Genomic DNA, 14801 nt, shown 5'->3' on the forward strand with positions numbered 1-14801 from the left:
GGGCGGGGGCTGATCATTGTCCGGTCTCCGGGCGTTCGAAGAAGCTCTGGTCGGTGTCCTCGCCGCCCTCATGATCGAGCGCGCGGACGGTGAAGGCCACGTCCTCGCGCGCCGGGCCCTGGGCGGGTGCGGCGACGAACACGCGGGTGCGGGCGACCTGGTCGGCCGGGACCTTCAGCCGGACGACCGAGCCGGCGGTCTCACGAGTGCCGCCGTCGTTCCACATGGCTGCGCCTGTCAGGCCGGAGAGATGGATCTCCACCTCGCGCGGGCGGTTCTCCATGTTGCGGACCTTGATCGTGTAGTTGTTGCGGATGCTGCCGTCCGACAGGCGGACGTAGAGCGGGTTGCGGGTCTGGCTGACCGACAGGTCGATGCGGGTGCGGGTGCCGAGCGCAAACAACATGCCGATGCCGATCCCGGCCCACACCAGCGTGTAGAGGATCGTGCGCAACCGCAGCAAGCGGCGGAAGGGGTGAACCGGCTGGCCGCCCTCGCTTGCGATCTGTTCGTCGGCCATGGTGCTGTAGCCGATCAGCCGGGGCGGGCGGCCGATCTTTTCCATGATCTGGTCACAGGCATCGATGCACAGGCCGCAGGTGATGCAGCCGATCTGGCTGCCGTTGCGGATGTCGATGCCGGTCGGGCACACGGCCACGCAGGCGTTGCAATCGATGCAGTCGCCGATGCGCGGGGTTTTCTGCGGATCGGCGGCAAGCGCGACCAGGGAGGGCACGCCCGCCTGCGGCTCCGCGCCCTGGTCCGCGACCTCGGGGCGGCGCACGGCCGGGGCGGCGCGCTTGAGGCCGTGGGTCCGCGGCTCACCACGCCAATATTTATAGGTGACCAGCAGCGACTTTTCGTCGAGCATCGCCCCCTGAATGCGCGGCCAGGGGCACATGTAGATGCACACCTGCTCGCGCATCAGGCCGCCCAGCACATAGGTGGTGCCGGTGAGGATCGCGATCGTCAGATAGGCGGGAAGCGGTGCCTCGCCGGTGACGACCTGGCCGAACAGGCGAGGCGCATCGTCGAAGTAGAAGATCCAGGCGCCGCCGGTTGCGACCGCGATCAGCAGCCAGATGCCGTGCTTGGTGACGCGCTTGGCGAGCTTGGCGGCGCTCCAGGGTGCCTTTTGCAGCCGGATCTGGGCGTTGCGGTCGCCTTCGATGAAGCGCTCGACGTGGACGAACAGGTCGGTCCACACCGTCTGCGGGCAGGCATAGCCGCACCAGGCGCGGCCGACGGCCGACGTCACCAGGAACAGGCCGATGCCGGCCATGATCAGGAGGCCGGCGACATAATAGAACTCGTGCGGCCAGATCTCGATCGAGAACATGAAGAAGCGGCGGTGGGCGATATCGACCAGCACGGCCTGGTCGGGGGCATAGGGCCCCCGATCCCACCGCAGCCACGGCGTCACATAATAGATCGTCAGGGTGACGAGCATCGCCGCCCACTTCAGGCGGCGATAGCTGCCGTCGACCGCCTTCGGGAAGATTTTCGCGCGAGCCTCAAACAGCTTCTGCTTGGGGCCGGCGAGGTCGTCAGGGTTGGACATTTCGCGGTTGCGCGACCGGTGTGGCCGCCTCCGGGTTGGACGTGGCGGCAGCAACGGCTGCCGGCGTCTCGGGTACGAACGCCTCGCCGCCGCCCAGCGAATGGACATAGGCCGCGAGCATTTTCATGGTCACCGGGTCGAGGCGGTGGCCCCAGGCGGGCATCACGCCGTAGCGCGAGTTCGTCACGGTCTGGGTCAGCGAATCCCGGTCGCCGCCGTAGAGCCAGATGCCGTCGGTCAGGTTCGGCGCACCGAACTCGCGCAACCCCTTGCCCTGCGGTCCGTGGCAGGCGACGCAGTTGTTCTCGAACAGGGTCGCGCCGCGGCGGGCTGCTTCGCTTGGCTTTTCCTGATGGGAAATGACGCGGACGTAGCTGACCACGTCCTGCACTTCGGCAGGCTGCAGGAGGCCGTCGCGACCGAAGGCCGGCATCACCGAGGTGCGGGTTTCGTCATTGCCCGGCTGCCGGATGCCGTTCACCAGCGTCTGGTGGATGGCCTTGAGGTCGCCGCCCCACAGCCAGTCGTCGTCGTTGAGGTTCGGATAGCCCGTGGTGCCCGCGGCACCGGCGCCGTGGCACTGGACGCAATGGACCTTGAAGGCGGCGCTGCCGCCCGCGACCGCGGTCTGGAACAGCTCGCTATTCTCGGGGAGGCGCTCGATCGGGATGCGGGCCAGCGCCTCTTCGATCGGAGCGCGGCGCACGCCTTCGCGGGCGACCTCCTTTGCGAGCTGCCCGCGGCTGCTCCAGCCGAGCACGCCCGTCGTCGCACGGTCGACCAGCGGCCATGCCGGGTAGAGCACGACATAGACTGCCGCGAACAGGATGCAGGCATAGAAGGTGATCAGCCACCAGCGCGGCATCGGCGTGTCGAGTTCCTCGATGCCGTCCCATTCGTGGCCGACCGTGCTGGTGCCGGTCTTTTCGTCGATCCGCTTGCGCTCAACCATCGGAGCGGTCCTCTTCCTCGAAGATGCTGTGGGCGGCCTGGTCGTGGTGCTTCCCGGCGTCGCGGCGGAACGTCCACCCAACCAGCACGAGGAAGACTACGCTCATGAAGACCAGGCCGTAGCTGTCTGCGAAATGCCGCAGATCGCTGTAGTTCACCGGGGCTGCTCCTGTGCCTCCGCCGACCGGAGATCGACGGTGGTGCCGAGCATCTGGAGATAGGCGACAAGCGCATCCATCTCGGTCAGCCGGTTGGGATCGCCGTCGAAGTCGCGGGCCTGCGCCTTGGGGTAGCGACGGATGAGGTCGCTGGCGTCGCCGTCGGCCAGTGCCTGCTGCTGCAGGTCCTGCTGCGCCTTCTGGATGTCCTCGTCCGTGTAGGGGACGCCGACCCGGCGCATCGCCGTCAGGTGCCTGGTCATGTCGCCGGCGTCAAGATCCCGGTCGGCCATGAAGGCGTAGGGCGGCATGATCGATTCCGGCACCACCGAGCGCGGGTCCTTCAGGTGCTGGACGTGCCATTCATCGGAATAGCGGCCGCCGACCCGGGCCAGATCCGGCCCGGTCCGCTTTGAACCCCACTGGAACGGGTGGTCGTACATGCTCTCTGCCGCGAGGCTGTAGTGCCCGTAGCGCTCGACCTCGTCCCGGAAGGGGCGGATCTGCTGGCTGTGGCAATTGTAGCAGCCCTCGCGGATGTAGATGTTGCGGCCGGCGAGCTCGAGGGGGGTGTAGGGGCGGACCCCCTCCACCTTCTCCACGGTGGAGTCGATCCAGAACAGCGGGGCGATTTCCACGATGCCCCCGATGATCACCACCAGGAAGGACAGGACGCCGAGCAGCGTCACGTTGCGTTCGATCTTCTTGTGATCGAGGAACTTGGAAGCCATCGACCTTGTCCTTACTCGGCGGGAGCGGGCTGGGGGGCGGCGGCGGCGGCGGGCGCGCGCACGATCGGGCGGTCCGCCTCCGGATCATAGGCGGCGTCGCTCATCGGAGCCTCTTCGCGCAGGTCGCCCTTGATCGTCTTGTAGACGTTCCACGCCATCACCAGCGAACCGGCGAGGTAGAACAGGCCACCCACCATGCGGATCACGTAGTAGGGCTTCATCGCGGAGACGACTTCGGCGAAGGCGTAGACGAGGTAGCCGTCCTCCCCATATTCGCGCCACATCAGGCCCTGGGTGATGCCCGCCACCCACATGGAGGAGGCGTAGAGAACGATCCCCAGCGTCGCGAGCCAGAAGTGCCAGTTGACCATCCGCAGCGAGTAGAGCCGTTCGCGACCCCACAGGCGCGGCGCCATGTAATAGACCGCCGAGAAGGTGATCATGCCATTCCAACCGAGCGCACCCGAGTGGACGTGCCCGATGGTCCATTCGGTATAGTGGCTGAGCGAATTGACCGACTTGATCGACATCATCGGGCCTTCGAAGGTCGCCATGCCGTAGAAGGCGAGCGCGAAGACCATCATGCGGATGATCGGGTCGGTACGGATCTTGTCCCAGGCGCCGTTGAGCGTCATCAGGCCGTTGATCATGCCGCCCCAGCTGGGCATCCACAGCATCACCGAGAACACCATGCCGAGCGTCTGCGCCCAGTCGGGCAGCGCGGTGTAGTGGAGGTGGTGCGGACCCGCCCAGATGTAGAGGAAGATCAGCGACCAGAAGTGGATGATCGACAGCCGGTAGCTGTAGACCGGGCGTTCGGCCTGCTTCGGCACGAAATAGTACATCATGCCGAGGAAGCCGGCGGTCAGGAAGAAACCGACCGCGTTATGGCCGTACCACCATTGGGTGAGCGCATCCTGCACGCCCGCAAAGGCGGCATAGGACTTGGAGCCCAGCAGCGAGACCGGCATCGACAGGTTGTTGACGATGTGGAGCATCGCGATGGTGATGATGAAGGCGAGGTAGAACCAGTTGGCCACGTAGATGTGGGGTTCCGACCGCTTCACCAGCGTGCCGACGAAGACGACGAGATAGCAGACCCAGACGAGCGTCAGCCACAGGTCGACGTACCATTCGGGCTCTGCATATTCCTTACCCTCGGTGATGCCGAGGATGTAGCCGGTCGCGGCCAGGACGATGAACAGCTGGTAGCCCCAGAACACGAAGTTCGCGAGCTTGGGCGCGAACAGGCGCGCGCGGCAGGTGCGCTGCACGACGTAGAAGCTGGTCGCGAGCAGCGCGTTGCCGCCGAACGCAAAGATCACCGCCGACGTGTGCAGCGGCCGCAGGCGCCCGAAGGTCGTGAACTCGTTGTTGAGGTTGAGGGCCGGGAAGGGGAGCTGGAGCGCGATGACCACGCCCACCAGAAACCCGACCACGCCCCAGAATACGGTGGCGATCACGCCCCAGCGGATCACGTCGTCATAATAGCGGCTCTGCAGCGCCGCCGGGCCGGCGAAGCGGCCGGGCAGGGCGTTGAAATCGCCCTTTGCCATCGTCAGGAACGATGCGGCCAGCGCCGCGATCGCCATGATCCCCATGTGAACGGCGAAGCCCGCGTCGACGGCCAGCGCCGCGCCGAACAGCGCCAGGATGGCCAGGACCAACCAGGCCCCGGCGTTTGTGATGATATTGTCCATGAGCCCCTCGCTCGAGCAGCCGTTCCAGCTAATGGGGGCCCTCGGCTGCCCGGCCCCCTGCCACATTGATTTCCGTCAAGAAGCGCGGTGTGCGACCGCGGCCCCCTTGGTTGCCGGCCGCTAGGGCCGCTGCACGGTGACATCCTGCGACTGCACCAGCGTCGAGAGCGTTCCGCTGGCGTGGAGGCCGATCATCAACACCAGCCCGATCCAGCTGAGGTTGAAGATGATAACCGCCAGGACGGACCGGCGCGCCCGGCGCCGACGGCCTGTCGGGCGGCTGTTTCCGGCCACGATGTCATTGTCCGGCGTCTGCGCTTCCCGTGCCAATGTATTGGCGTGCAGAAAGGCGAAATAGCCTGAGATCAGGGTCGCCAGGATCAAGAGACCATAGGTGCCCGTGACTATTCCGATCGGCATCGCGACTTCCCCTCTGTGCCAGCAGTCCTGACGCAGATCGGCGCCCGAGATTGCGGATTGGGAATGGCATGACCGGAAGAAATCGGATTTGACGGCGGTCAAACAACGAAGTTTGACGCTCATCAACGAAGCTGCGCGGTCGGTTTTCTAGTCACAGGGTGATCTGGAAGGCCGTGGAACGTCCGCGTCCTTTGCAAGGGGGCGCGTTTTCTCTTCGCGCGGAAGGACTGACCGCCGTGCCGACCTCGCTGCGCAAGTGCCGCCTGTTCGACGCCATCCCTGCGGAGGTGGAGGACCAGGTGCGGCGCGCGGCAAGCGCGCGATCCTACCGCGCAGGCCAGGTCCTGATGTACGAGGAGGATCGGGCCGACCAGTTCCTGCTGGTGACGGACGGCCGCGTGCGGGTGTGGCGGACCTCCACCCAGGGTACGGCGATGACCGTGCACCTGCTCGGCCCGGGCGCCATGCCCGGCTGCGTCGCCGCGTTCCGGGAGGTGCCCTATCCCGCGACGGTCACCGCGTTGAGCGATGTCCGCGCGCTCAGCTGGCCTTCGGAGCGGATGCGGGAGCTGGTGCGGGCGCATCCCGGTCTCGCCGCCAATTTCGTCGAGATGATCGCGGAGCGCAACGAGGAGATGCTGCAGCGCCTCCACGAAGTGTCGACGCTGCCGGTGGCGCAGCGGCTGGCGCGCGCGCTGATCCGGCTTGCAGCCGACGAGGTGCCGGTCGACGGCGCGGTGCAGGTGGGATTGTCGCGCCAGGACCTGGCGGAGCTGACCGCCACCACGCTCCACACCGTCAGCCGGCTGGTGAGCCGGTGGGAGAGGGCGGGCATTGTCGCCGCCGGGCGCAAGCGGGTCCGCATCCTCGATCCCGACCGGCTGCTGGCGGAGGGCGAGGCCGCCGGATAGGTCGGGGTCGGAGCGGGCCGGTTCAGCAGGGCAGGAACATCGCCCGTGCAAAGATTTCCCACCGCTCCTCGAACCGTTCGTTCGAGACATGGACATCGCCGGTCGCAAGGTCGGACCGCCGCGCGCCGCCGTCGATGAGGTCGACCAGAACCTCGCAGATTTTTGCTGGATCGCCAGGGCGGATGCAGCCGGCCGCCTGTGCCTGCTCGATCCGTTCGCGCAAGGGTGCGTTGGCGACCTTGCCCCACTCGCCCAGCTTGCGGCGCATGTCGTCGGAGAAGGCGCCTTCGGCGTGGAGGAACGACACGAAGGCGACGTCCTCTGGCGTGATGCACGACTGGAAGAAGCGGCGGGCCACCTCCTTGAGTGCCAGGATCGGGTCTTCCGCCGCGGTGTCGGTGCTGGGGACGGAGCGCATTTCCGCTTCGAAGCGGGACAGATCGCGCTCGACGACCGCCTCCAGCAGCGCTGCCTTGCTGGGGTAGCGGCGGTAGATCGTGTGCTTGGTGACGCCGACGGCGGTGGCGATCTCGTCCATCGACGCGCCTGATATTCCTTGCCGACAGAAGGCGTTGCGTGCACCCTCCAGCACCCGGTCATTGATCGCGGCGGCTTCTTCGCGTGTCGGACGGCCGGCGCCCCGGCGTTGACCAGATTTCAATTCGGTAGCTCCAGGCTTCGCTGAGAACTGCCGTACTGCATCGGCGATTAAAATGCACGGTTCAGTTGATTTATCTGTTCGGAGCGGTACAGAAGCGCCGCCTGCTCGGGCTGCCCTCATGGAGAATCGTTTGTGATCATCGCCCCCTCCTTCGGCCGGCCCGGCCGGACGCTGGTCGTCGCCGTCAGCGCGCTTGCGCTCGCTTCGTGTGGCAGTGGCGGCGACAGCGCCCAGCAGCCGGCAGCGCCGCCCCCGACCCTGGTCACCGCCGTCACCGTACGTGCCGAAGCCGTCCCGAACATCGTGGACCTGCCCGGCCGCATCGAGGCGATCCGGTCGGCCGAGGTGCGCGCGCGGACCGACGGTATCATCGAGCGCCGCCTGTACCAGGAGGGCACCGATGTGAAGGAGGGCACGCCGCTGTTCCGCATCGATCCGCGGGACCGCCAGGCCGCCGTCCAGCAGGCGCAGGCCGCCGTGCAGCGTGCCGAGGCTACGCGCCTGAACGCGCGCCAGGTCGTGGATCGCTATCGGCCGCTCATCAACGAGCGGGCGGTGAGCGCACAGGAATTCGAGGCGGCACAGGCGACGCTTCGCCAGGCGGAGGCGAGTGTTGCCGACGCCCGCGCGACGCTGACGCGCGCGCAGCTGGAGCTGAGCTATACCACGGTGCGGGCGCCGATCAGCGGCCGCGTCGGCCGGGCGCAGGCGACCGAGGGCGCGCTGGCGAGCGCTGCCCAGGCCACCCCGCTGACGACGATCGAGCAGCTCGACCCAGTCTATGCCGTGTTCTCGCAGTCGAGCTCTGAATTGCAGACGCTGCTCAGCCAGGCACGTGCCGGCCAGATCAAGCTTCCGACGCTGACCGGTGTCGAGGTGCGGCTGGTCCTGGAAAGCGGTGAGGAATATGGGCCGATCGGCCGGTTGAACTTCGCCGGCCTGACCGTCGATCCCGAGACCGGCAGCCAGGTGCTGCGCGCAAGCTTCCCCAACCCCGAACGCCGCCTGCTGCCCGGACAGTTCGTCCGCGGCCGGCTGTTGGCGGGCACGATCGACGGCATCACGGTGCCGCAGCGTGCCGTCCAGATCAACGGCAGCAACGCCGCCGTGTCCGTCGTCGGGCAGGATGGCAGCGTCAGCGTCCGTCCGATCCAGCTGGGCGGCCAGACCGGCGGCAACTGGATCATCCGCTCTGGCCTGAAGCCCGGCGAGCGCGTCATCGTCGACGGCTGGCAGAAGGTGCAGCCGGGCGGCAAGGTGCGCGTCGAGGAGCCCAAGCCTGCGGCGGCTGGCGCCGGGCGTCCGGCCGGCCAGCCCGGCCAGGGCGGCACGGCTGCCCAGCCCGGTCAGCCCGGCCAACCCGGCGCCGCCAGCAGCCCGGCATCGGGACGCTGATCGATGGATCGCTTTTTCGTCTACAAGCCGGTCTTTGCGTGGGTCATCGCGGCCTTCATCGCGCTGGCCGGGATCATCGCGCTCCGCGGGCTGCCGATCGAGCAGTACCCGCAGGTCGCGCCGCCGGCGCTGAACCTGGCGTTCACCTATAACGGCGCTGATGCCGAGACGCTCGACCGCAACGTGACCTCGGTCATCGAGCGCGAGATGAACGGCATCGACGGGTTCCTGTACATGAACTCGGTCAGCCGATCGAACGGCACCGCCCAGATCACGCTGACGTTCGAGTCCGGGACCGACCTGAACGATGCGCGCGTCGAGGTGCAGGATCGCCTGAACCGGGCCGAACCGCGCCTGCCGGAGGACGTCCGCCGGCTGGGCATCCAGATCACCGACAACACCTCGGGCTTCCTGATGGTGGTGGCGCTCACCTCCAAGACCGGCAACATCCCGGTCGTGGAGCTGGGCAACTATGCCTCCAACAACATCGTCAACGAGCTTCGCCGTGTGCAGGGCGTGGGCGACATCCAGTTGTTCGGTTCGCAATATGCGATGCGCATCTGGCTCGATCCCGAAAAGCTCGCGGGGTACAGCATCTCGCCGTCCGAAGCGCTGGCGGCGGTGCAGGAGCAGAACAGCCAGACCGCGGGCGGCAGCCTGGGCGATCAGCCGATCACGCGCGAGGCGGAGTTCGCCGCCAAGATCGTGACCCAGAACCGCTTCACCGACGTGGAGCAGTTCAAGAACATCATCGTCCGCTCCAACACCGACGGCGCGACCATTCGCCTGCGCGACGTGGCGAGGGTGGAGCTCGGCGCCGAAAGCTATGGCTTCAAGGCGATGCTGAACGGTCGCGAGATCGCCGGCATGGGCGTGCAGCTGGCGACCGGCGCGAACGCCGTCGCCACCGCGGAGGCGGTGCGCAAGCGCCTGGACGAACTGCAGGCGAACTTCCCGCCCGACATGGAATGGAAGGTGCCGTTCGACACGACGCCGTTCATCAACGCGTCGATCGACAGCGTCATCCACACGCTGGTCGAGGCGATGATCCTGGTGTTCATCGTGATGTTCGTGTTCCTGCAGAACTGGCGTGCGACGATCATCCCGGCGGTTGTGGTCCCGATCGCGCTCGCGGGCGCGTGCCTGGGCCTCTACCTCTTCGGCTTCTCGATCAACACGCTGTCGCTGTTCGGCATGGTGGTGGCGATCGGCATCCTCGTCGACGACGCCATCGTCGTCGTGGAGAACGTCGAACGCATCATGGCGGAGGAGGGGCTGAGCCCCCGCCGGGCGACCGTGAAGGCGATGGGCCAGATCCGTGGCGCCATCATCGGCATCACGCTGGTGCTGATCGCGGTGTTCGTGCCGATGGCGTTCTTCCCCGGTTCGACCGGCGGCATCTATCGCCAGTTCTCGGTCACGCTGGCCGTGTCGATCTTCTTCTCGGCCGTGCTGGCGCTGACGCTGACCCCGGCGCTTTGCGGCCAGCTGCTGAAGCGCGACGAGGCGCATCTGCCGGGCGAGCATCCGCCGGAGCCGAAGCCCGGCTGGCGGGGCATCCCGCAGCGGTTCTTCAACTGGTTCAACAACCGCTTCGGTCGCGCCACCAATCGCTATGGCCGGACCGTCGGCACGATGCTGTCGCGGCCGGTGCGCTGGATGGCGGTGTTCGCCGTCGTCCTGGCGGTGACGGTGCTGATGTTCCTGCGCCTGCCCGGCGGCTTCCTGCCGACCGAGGACCAGGGCTATTTCATGGTCAACTATGACGCGGCACCCGGTGCCACGATGCAGCGGACGGAAGAGGCAGTCCGGACCACGGAAGCGTTCCTGAAGGAGCAGCCGCAGGTTCGGAACATCGTTTCCATCATCGGCTTCAACTTCTTTGGCCAGGGACAGGCCGCGGCCTTGTCGTTCATCGACCTGCAGCCGTGGGACGACCGCAAGGGCAAGGAAAACTCGGTCGACGCCATCATCGGCAAGACGTTCGGCTTCGTGTCGGGCATCGCGTCGGCGACGGTGTTCCCGCTGAACCCGCCGGCGATCCAGTCGCTGGGCAACGCGACCGGTTTCTCGATGAAGATCGAGGACCGCAGCGGTACCAACCGTGAAGCGCTGCTGGCCGCTCGCGGCGCGATCCTTGCCAAGGCATCCCAGAGCAAGGTGCTCGCCGGTGTCCGGCCGGAAGGCCAGGGCGATGCGCCGCAGCTGTATGTCGATATCGACCGGGTCGGCGCACGCGCGCTGGGCCTGTCGATCGCGGACGTGAATGCGACGCTGTCGATCACCTTCGGCTCTGCCTATGCCAACGACTTCAGCCGCGAAGGCAATGTGCTGCGCGTCTATCTGCAGGCGGAAGCCTCGCAGCGCATGAAGCCGGAAGACGTGCTGAACCTGCGTGTCCGCAACACGGCCACGGGGGACATGGTGCCCTTCTCGGCGTTCACGACGGTTCGCTGGACCTCGGGCCCGCAGCAGCTGGACCGCTACAACGGCTATCCGGCGGTCACGATCTCTGGCCAGGCGGCGCCGGGCCAGTCGTCCGGCGCTGCGCTGGAAGAGATGGAGAAGATCGCGGGCGAGGTGCTGAAGGGCAGCCTGGCGTATGAGTGGACGGGCACCGCCTATGAAGAGAAGCAGGCGGGCGGCCAGATCGGCCTTCTGCTCGGCCTCTCGATGGTGGTGGTCTTCCTGTTGCTCGCCGCGCTCTACAACAGCTGGCCGATCCCGCTTGCGGTGTTGCTGGTGGTTCCGTTCGGCGTGCTCGGCGCGGTGATCTTCACCTCGCTGCGCGGGCTGTCGGCCGACGTCTACTTCAACGTGGGGCTGATCACGATCATCGGCCTTGCAGCGAAGAACGCCATCCTGATCGTGGAATTCGCGATCGAGGATGAGCGCGACGGCAGGACCGCGGAAGAAGCCACGACGGAAGCGGCACGCCAGCGACTGCGGCCGATCCTGATGACCAGCTTTGCCTTCATCCTTGGCATGGTGCCGCTGGTGATCGCGACCGGGCCGGGCGCGGCAAGCCGCCACGCCGTCGGTACGGGCGTGATGGGCGGCATGATCACCGCGACGCTGCTGGGCATCTTCTTCACGCCGGTGTTCTACATCGCGGCGAAGAAGTGGCTGGCCCGCGACCATGACTATGAGGCGTGGGACGCGCGCGAGGAGGCGGAGGAAGCCCGCCGCCACGCCGAACGCGACGGCCCCGCCGGGGAGCCCAAGAATGCGTAAGCTCGTCACCGCCCTAGCGGCGACCACCATGCTCGCGGGGTGTAACTTCGCACCCCAGTACCGGCAGCCGGTGACACCCGTGTCCCAGACCTTTCCCGAGGCGGTTGCCGCCACCCCGGGGAGCCGCCTGGCCACCGAACTCGGCTGGCGGGAGTTCTTCGGCGATGCGCGGCTGGAGACGTACATCGCCGCTGCGCTCGCGAATAACCGCGACCTCGCGCAATCGGTCGCCCGGATCGCGCAGGCACGCGCGCAGTATCGGATCACCGATGCCCAGCGCCTGCCCGAACTCGGCCTGCAGAGCCGTGCCACGCGCACGCGCACGCCGCTCAACTCGCTGGGCTTTGGCGATGCGCTTGGCGGCGGCACCGGCGACGGGGAGCAGGCGGCAGGGCCGGATGCGATCGAGATCACCCAGCTCAACGTCGGCGTGGCGGTCACGTCGTTCGAGATCGACTTCTGGGGGCGGGTCCGCAACCTGAGCGATGCCGCACGGGCACGCTATCTCGCGACCGTGGAGGCCGAGCGTGCCTTCCGCCTGTCGCTGGTGAGCCAGGTGGCCGCGACCTATCTGACGATCCGTGCGGGCGAGGAGCGCATCGCGCTTGCCGAGCGCACGTTGCAGGGTCGTCGGGAAGGGCTGCGGATCGCGCGGCTGCGGATGGAGCGGGGCGTGACCTCGACCGTCGACTTCGACCAGTCGGCCGTGCTCGTGACGCAGGCGGAAACGGAGCTTGCCGAGCTTCAGCGCACCACCGGACAGGCCGAGAACCTGCTGACGGTGCTGATCGGCGGCCCCCTGAACGGGCCGCTGCCGGAGGCGCGGCCGCTCAGCCAGTCGGCGCAGTTCAACGCGATCGACCCGGGGCTTCCTTCGGCGCTGCTGGTCAACCGCCCCGACATTCTGGGTGCGGAGCTGCAGCTGCGCGCCGCCAATGCCGACATCGGCGCGGCGCGTGCGGCATTCTTCCCGAACATCTCGCTGACCGGCAACTACGGGTTCGCGTCGCCGGACCTGGGCGACCTGTTCCGCGGCGGCGCCCAGGCCTGGTCCTTTGGCGGGGCGCTGAACCTGCCGATCTTCGACTGGGGCCGGCGCGAGGCGAACCTGCAACTCAGCCGCGCACAGGCGGACGAGCTGGTCGCGTCGTACCAGCGCACGGTGCAGGAAGCGTTCCGCGAAGTCGCCGATGCGCTGGTGGCGCGTCGCCGTTATGCCGAGCAGATTACCGCCCAGACCCGGGCAGTGGAGGCGCAGCGCCGCCTCGCCCGCACGGCACAGCTGCGCTACCAGAACGGCATCTCGATCTACCTCGAGGTGCTGGACGCCGAGCGCAACCTGTTCGCGGCCGAGCAGCAGCTGATCGCGCTGCGCAGTGCCGAGCTCCAGAACGGGGTCTCGCTCTATGTGGCGCTGGGCGGCGGTATCCGCGAGGTCGCCACCCAATAGCCAAGGGGGCGCTTCCCCGGAGATAGCAATGCACGGCCGGTGCGGGATGAACCTCCCGCACCGGCCGTTTTGCATTGGGTGGGAATCGTCGGACGACGGGGAAGGGTGTTGCCTCGCCCGCGGGAGCGCATCGGGCGCCCGGCCTTGCCAGAGCGGAGCAAAGAAAAAGGCGGCGGGGATCGCTCCCCGCCGCCTCTTCGTACCAGTCTTGCGAACCGGCCTCAGTCGAGGCGACGGGCCAGTTCGCGGTTGAGGGCAAGGGCAACGAGCGTGCCGATCGCGCCCGACAGCAGGTAACCGCCGGCCGCGATGAGGCCGAAGGTCTCTGCCAGCCACAGCGCTGCGAACGGCGCGAAGCCGGCGCCGAACAGCCATGCGAGGTCCGAGGTCAGCGCCGCACCCGTGTAGCGCGCGCGCTTCGGGAAGTTGCTGGTGACGGCACCCGAGGACTGGCCGAACGACAGGCCGAGCAGGATGAAGCCGACGATCATGAACACCGTCTCACCGACCTCGCCGCCGTTCAGCAGCAGGGGGGCGACGCAGGCGAAGATCGCGATGGCAGCAGCGGTGTAGCCGAGCACCGAGCGGCGACCGATGCGGTCCGCGAGCAGGCCCGAGCAGATGATCGCCAGCACGCCAAAGGCGGCGCCGACCATCTCGATCACCAGGAAGCGGGTGATGCTCTGCTGCGTGAACACCGCGACCCACGAAAGCGGGAACACGGTGACCATGTGGAACAGCGCAAAGCTCGCCAGCGGTGCGAATGCGCCGATGACGATGTTGCGCCACTGGCTCTTGAGCGTGGCAGGAACCGGCGACGCCGTCAGTTCGCGAGACTTGAAGAGCTCGGAATATTCGGGCGACGCGACCATGCGCAGACGGGCAAACAGTGCCACGACGTTGAGCGCAAAGGCCACGAAGAACGGATAGCGCCAGCCCCAGCTGAGGAAATCCTCTGAGTCGAGCGTGCCCAGGAAGAAGGCGAACAGCGCGCTCGCCACGATCAGGCCGATCGGGGCGCCGAGCTGCGGCACCATCGCATACCAGCCGCGCTTGTGCGGGGGTGCGTTGAGCGCGAGCAGCGACGCAAGGCCGTCCCAGCTGCCGCCCAGAGCGACGCCCTGGCCGATCCGGAAGATCGCGAGCAGAACCGCCGAGGCAGCGCCCACCTGCGCATAGCTGGGCAGGAACGCCACCGAGACGGTGGAGGTGCCGAGCAGGAAGAGCGCGATCGTCAGCTTGGTGCTGCGGCCGTAGCGCCGGTCGATCGCCATGAAGATCTGGCTACCGATCGGGCGCGCGATAAACGCGAGGGCGAAGAGCGCGAACGAGGCGAGCGTGCCCTGTACCGGCTCCATATAGGGGAAGACGAGCTTCGGGAACACGAGCACCGAGGCGATCGCGTACACGAAAAAGTCGAAGAATTCCGAGGTGCGCCCGATGATCACGCCGACGGCGATCTCTCCCGGGTGCACGTCATCGTGGCCGCTGGAATTCACGGCGCGGGCATCGCGCTCCAATTGCGCGGACGAGGCATGGGCCTGAGCCATTACGTATTCAACTCTCCGAACGTTCGTGGCCCCGATAGGCTGCGGGGCGCCGAACGGGGATAGGACAAATTGTCCTATT

12 protein-coding genes are annotated in these 14801 nt (G+C 67.3%); 4 read left to right on the plus strand and 8 right to left on the minus strand.

Going from position 1 to position 14801, the window contains the following annotated elements; genetic code table 11:
- Positions 1-13 precede the first annotated feature (13 nt).
- The 6 genes from QP045_RS19555 to QP045_RS19580 all read right to left on the minus strand — a co-directional run bounded on the left by QP045_RS19555 (position 14) and on the right by QP045_RS19580 (position 5521).
- A complete protein-coding gene (locus tag QP045_RS19555) occupies positions 14-1561 on the minus strand; it encodes a 4Fe-4S dicluster domain-containing protein (RefSeq protein WP_422516686.1) in 1548 nt (515 codons plus the stop codon).
- Positions 1548-2513, minus strand: coding sequence for a cytochrome-c oxidase, cbb3-type subunit III (gene ccoP, locus QP045_RS19560; RefSeq protein WP_422516687.1), 966 nt, complete (start codon positions 2511-2513; stop codon positions 1548-1550). The genes QP045_RS19555 and ccoP overlap by 14 nt, the downstream gene beginning before the upstream one ends.
- Positions 2506-2670 (minus strand): cbb3-type cytochrome oxidase subunit 3, encoded by a 165-nt coding sequence (locus tag QP045_RS19565; protein ID WP_422516688.1) that lies wholly within the window; start codon positions 2668-2670, stop codon positions 2506-2508. Before QP045_RS19565 ends, ccoP begins: the two co-directional genes overlap by 8 nt.
- A complete protein-coding gene (gene ccoO / locus QP045_RS19570) occupies positions 2667-3401 on the minus strand; it encodes a cytochrome-c oxidase, cbb3-type subunit II (protein ID WP_422516689.1) in 735 nt (244 codons plus the stop codon). The genes QP045_RS19565 and ccoO overlap by 4 nt, the downstream gene beginning before the upstream one ends.
- 11 nt (positions 3402-3412) lie before the next feature.
- Complete coding sequence (ccoN, locus tag QP045_RS19575; protein WP_422516690.1) at positions 3413-5101, minus strand: cytochrome-c oxidase, cbb3-type subunit I; 1689 nt, start codon at positions 5099-5101, stop codon at positions 3413-3415.
- 120 nt (positions 5102-5221) lie between these two features.
- Complete coding sequence (locus QP045_RS19580) at positions 5222-5521, minus strand: hypothetical protein (RefSeq protein ID WP_422516691.1); 300 nt, start codon at positions 5519-5521, stop codon at positions 5222-5224.
- Between the two features lie 236 nt (positions 5522-5757).
- Here QP045_RS19580 and QP045_RS19585 point away from each other — a divergent pair, with 236 nt between their 5' ends.
- Complete coding sequence (locus QP045_RS19585) at positions 5758-6432, plus strand: Crp/Fnr family transcriptional regulator (RefSeq protein ID WP_422516692.1); 675 nt, start codon at positions 5758-5760, stop codon at positions 6430-6432.
- Positions 6433-6454: 22 nt separating this feature from the next.
- Here the strand turns inward: QP045_RS19585 and QP045_RS19590 are convergent, their stop codons facing one another.
- Complete coding sequence (locus tag QP045_RS19590) at positions 6455-7213, minus strand: TetR/AcrR family transcriptional regulator (RefSeq protein ID WP_422516693.1); 759 nt, start codon at positions 7211-7213, stop codon at positions 6455-6457.
- 12 nt (positions 7214-7225) lie between these two features.
- Between QP045_RS19590 and QP045_RS19595 the strand changes: the two genes are divergently transcribed.
- Genes QP045_RS19595 through QP045_RS19605 form a run of 3 tightly spaced genes read left to right on the plus strand, consistent with a single transcriptional unit; the run spans position 7226 to position 13172 of the window.
- A complete protein-coding gene (locus QP045_RS19595) occupies positions 7226-8488 on the plus strand; it encodes an efflux RND transporter periplasmic adaptor subunit (RefSeq protein WP_422516694.1) in 1263 nt (420 codons plus the stop codon).
- Between the two features lie 3 nt (positions 8489-8491).
- The gene (locus tag QP045_RS19600) at positions 8492-11722 is read left to right on the plus strand and encodes a multidrug efflux RND transporter permease subunit (RefSeq protein WP_422516695.1); all 3231 of its coding nucleotides are present in this window, start codon (positions 8492-8494) and stop codon (positions 11720-11722) included.
- Positions 11715-13172 (plus strand): efflux transporter outer membrane subunit, encoded by a 1458-nt coding sequence (locus tag QP045_RS19605; protein ID WP_422516696.1) that lies wholly within the window; start codon positions 11715-11717, stop codon positions 13170-13172. The genes QP045_RS19600 and QP045_RS19605 overlap by 8 nt, the downstream gene beginning before the upstream one ends.
- 221 nt (positions 13173-13393) lie before the next feature.
- On the opposite strand, the gene QP045_RS19610 is transcribed toward QP045_RS19605, so the two are convergent.
- Positions 13394-14722, minus strand: coding sequence for an MFS transporter (locus QP045_RS19610; RefSeq protein WP_422516697.1), 1329 nt, complete (start codon positions 14720-14722; stop codon positions 13394-13396).
- Positions 14723-14801: the final 79 nt, after the last annotated feature.

Origin of the sequence: Sphingomonas sp. 3-13AW (assembly GCF_049311085.1) — a bacterium.
Classification (GTDB): Bacteria; Pseudomonadota; Alphaproteobacteria; order Sphingomonadales; family Sphingomonadaceae; genus Sphingomonas.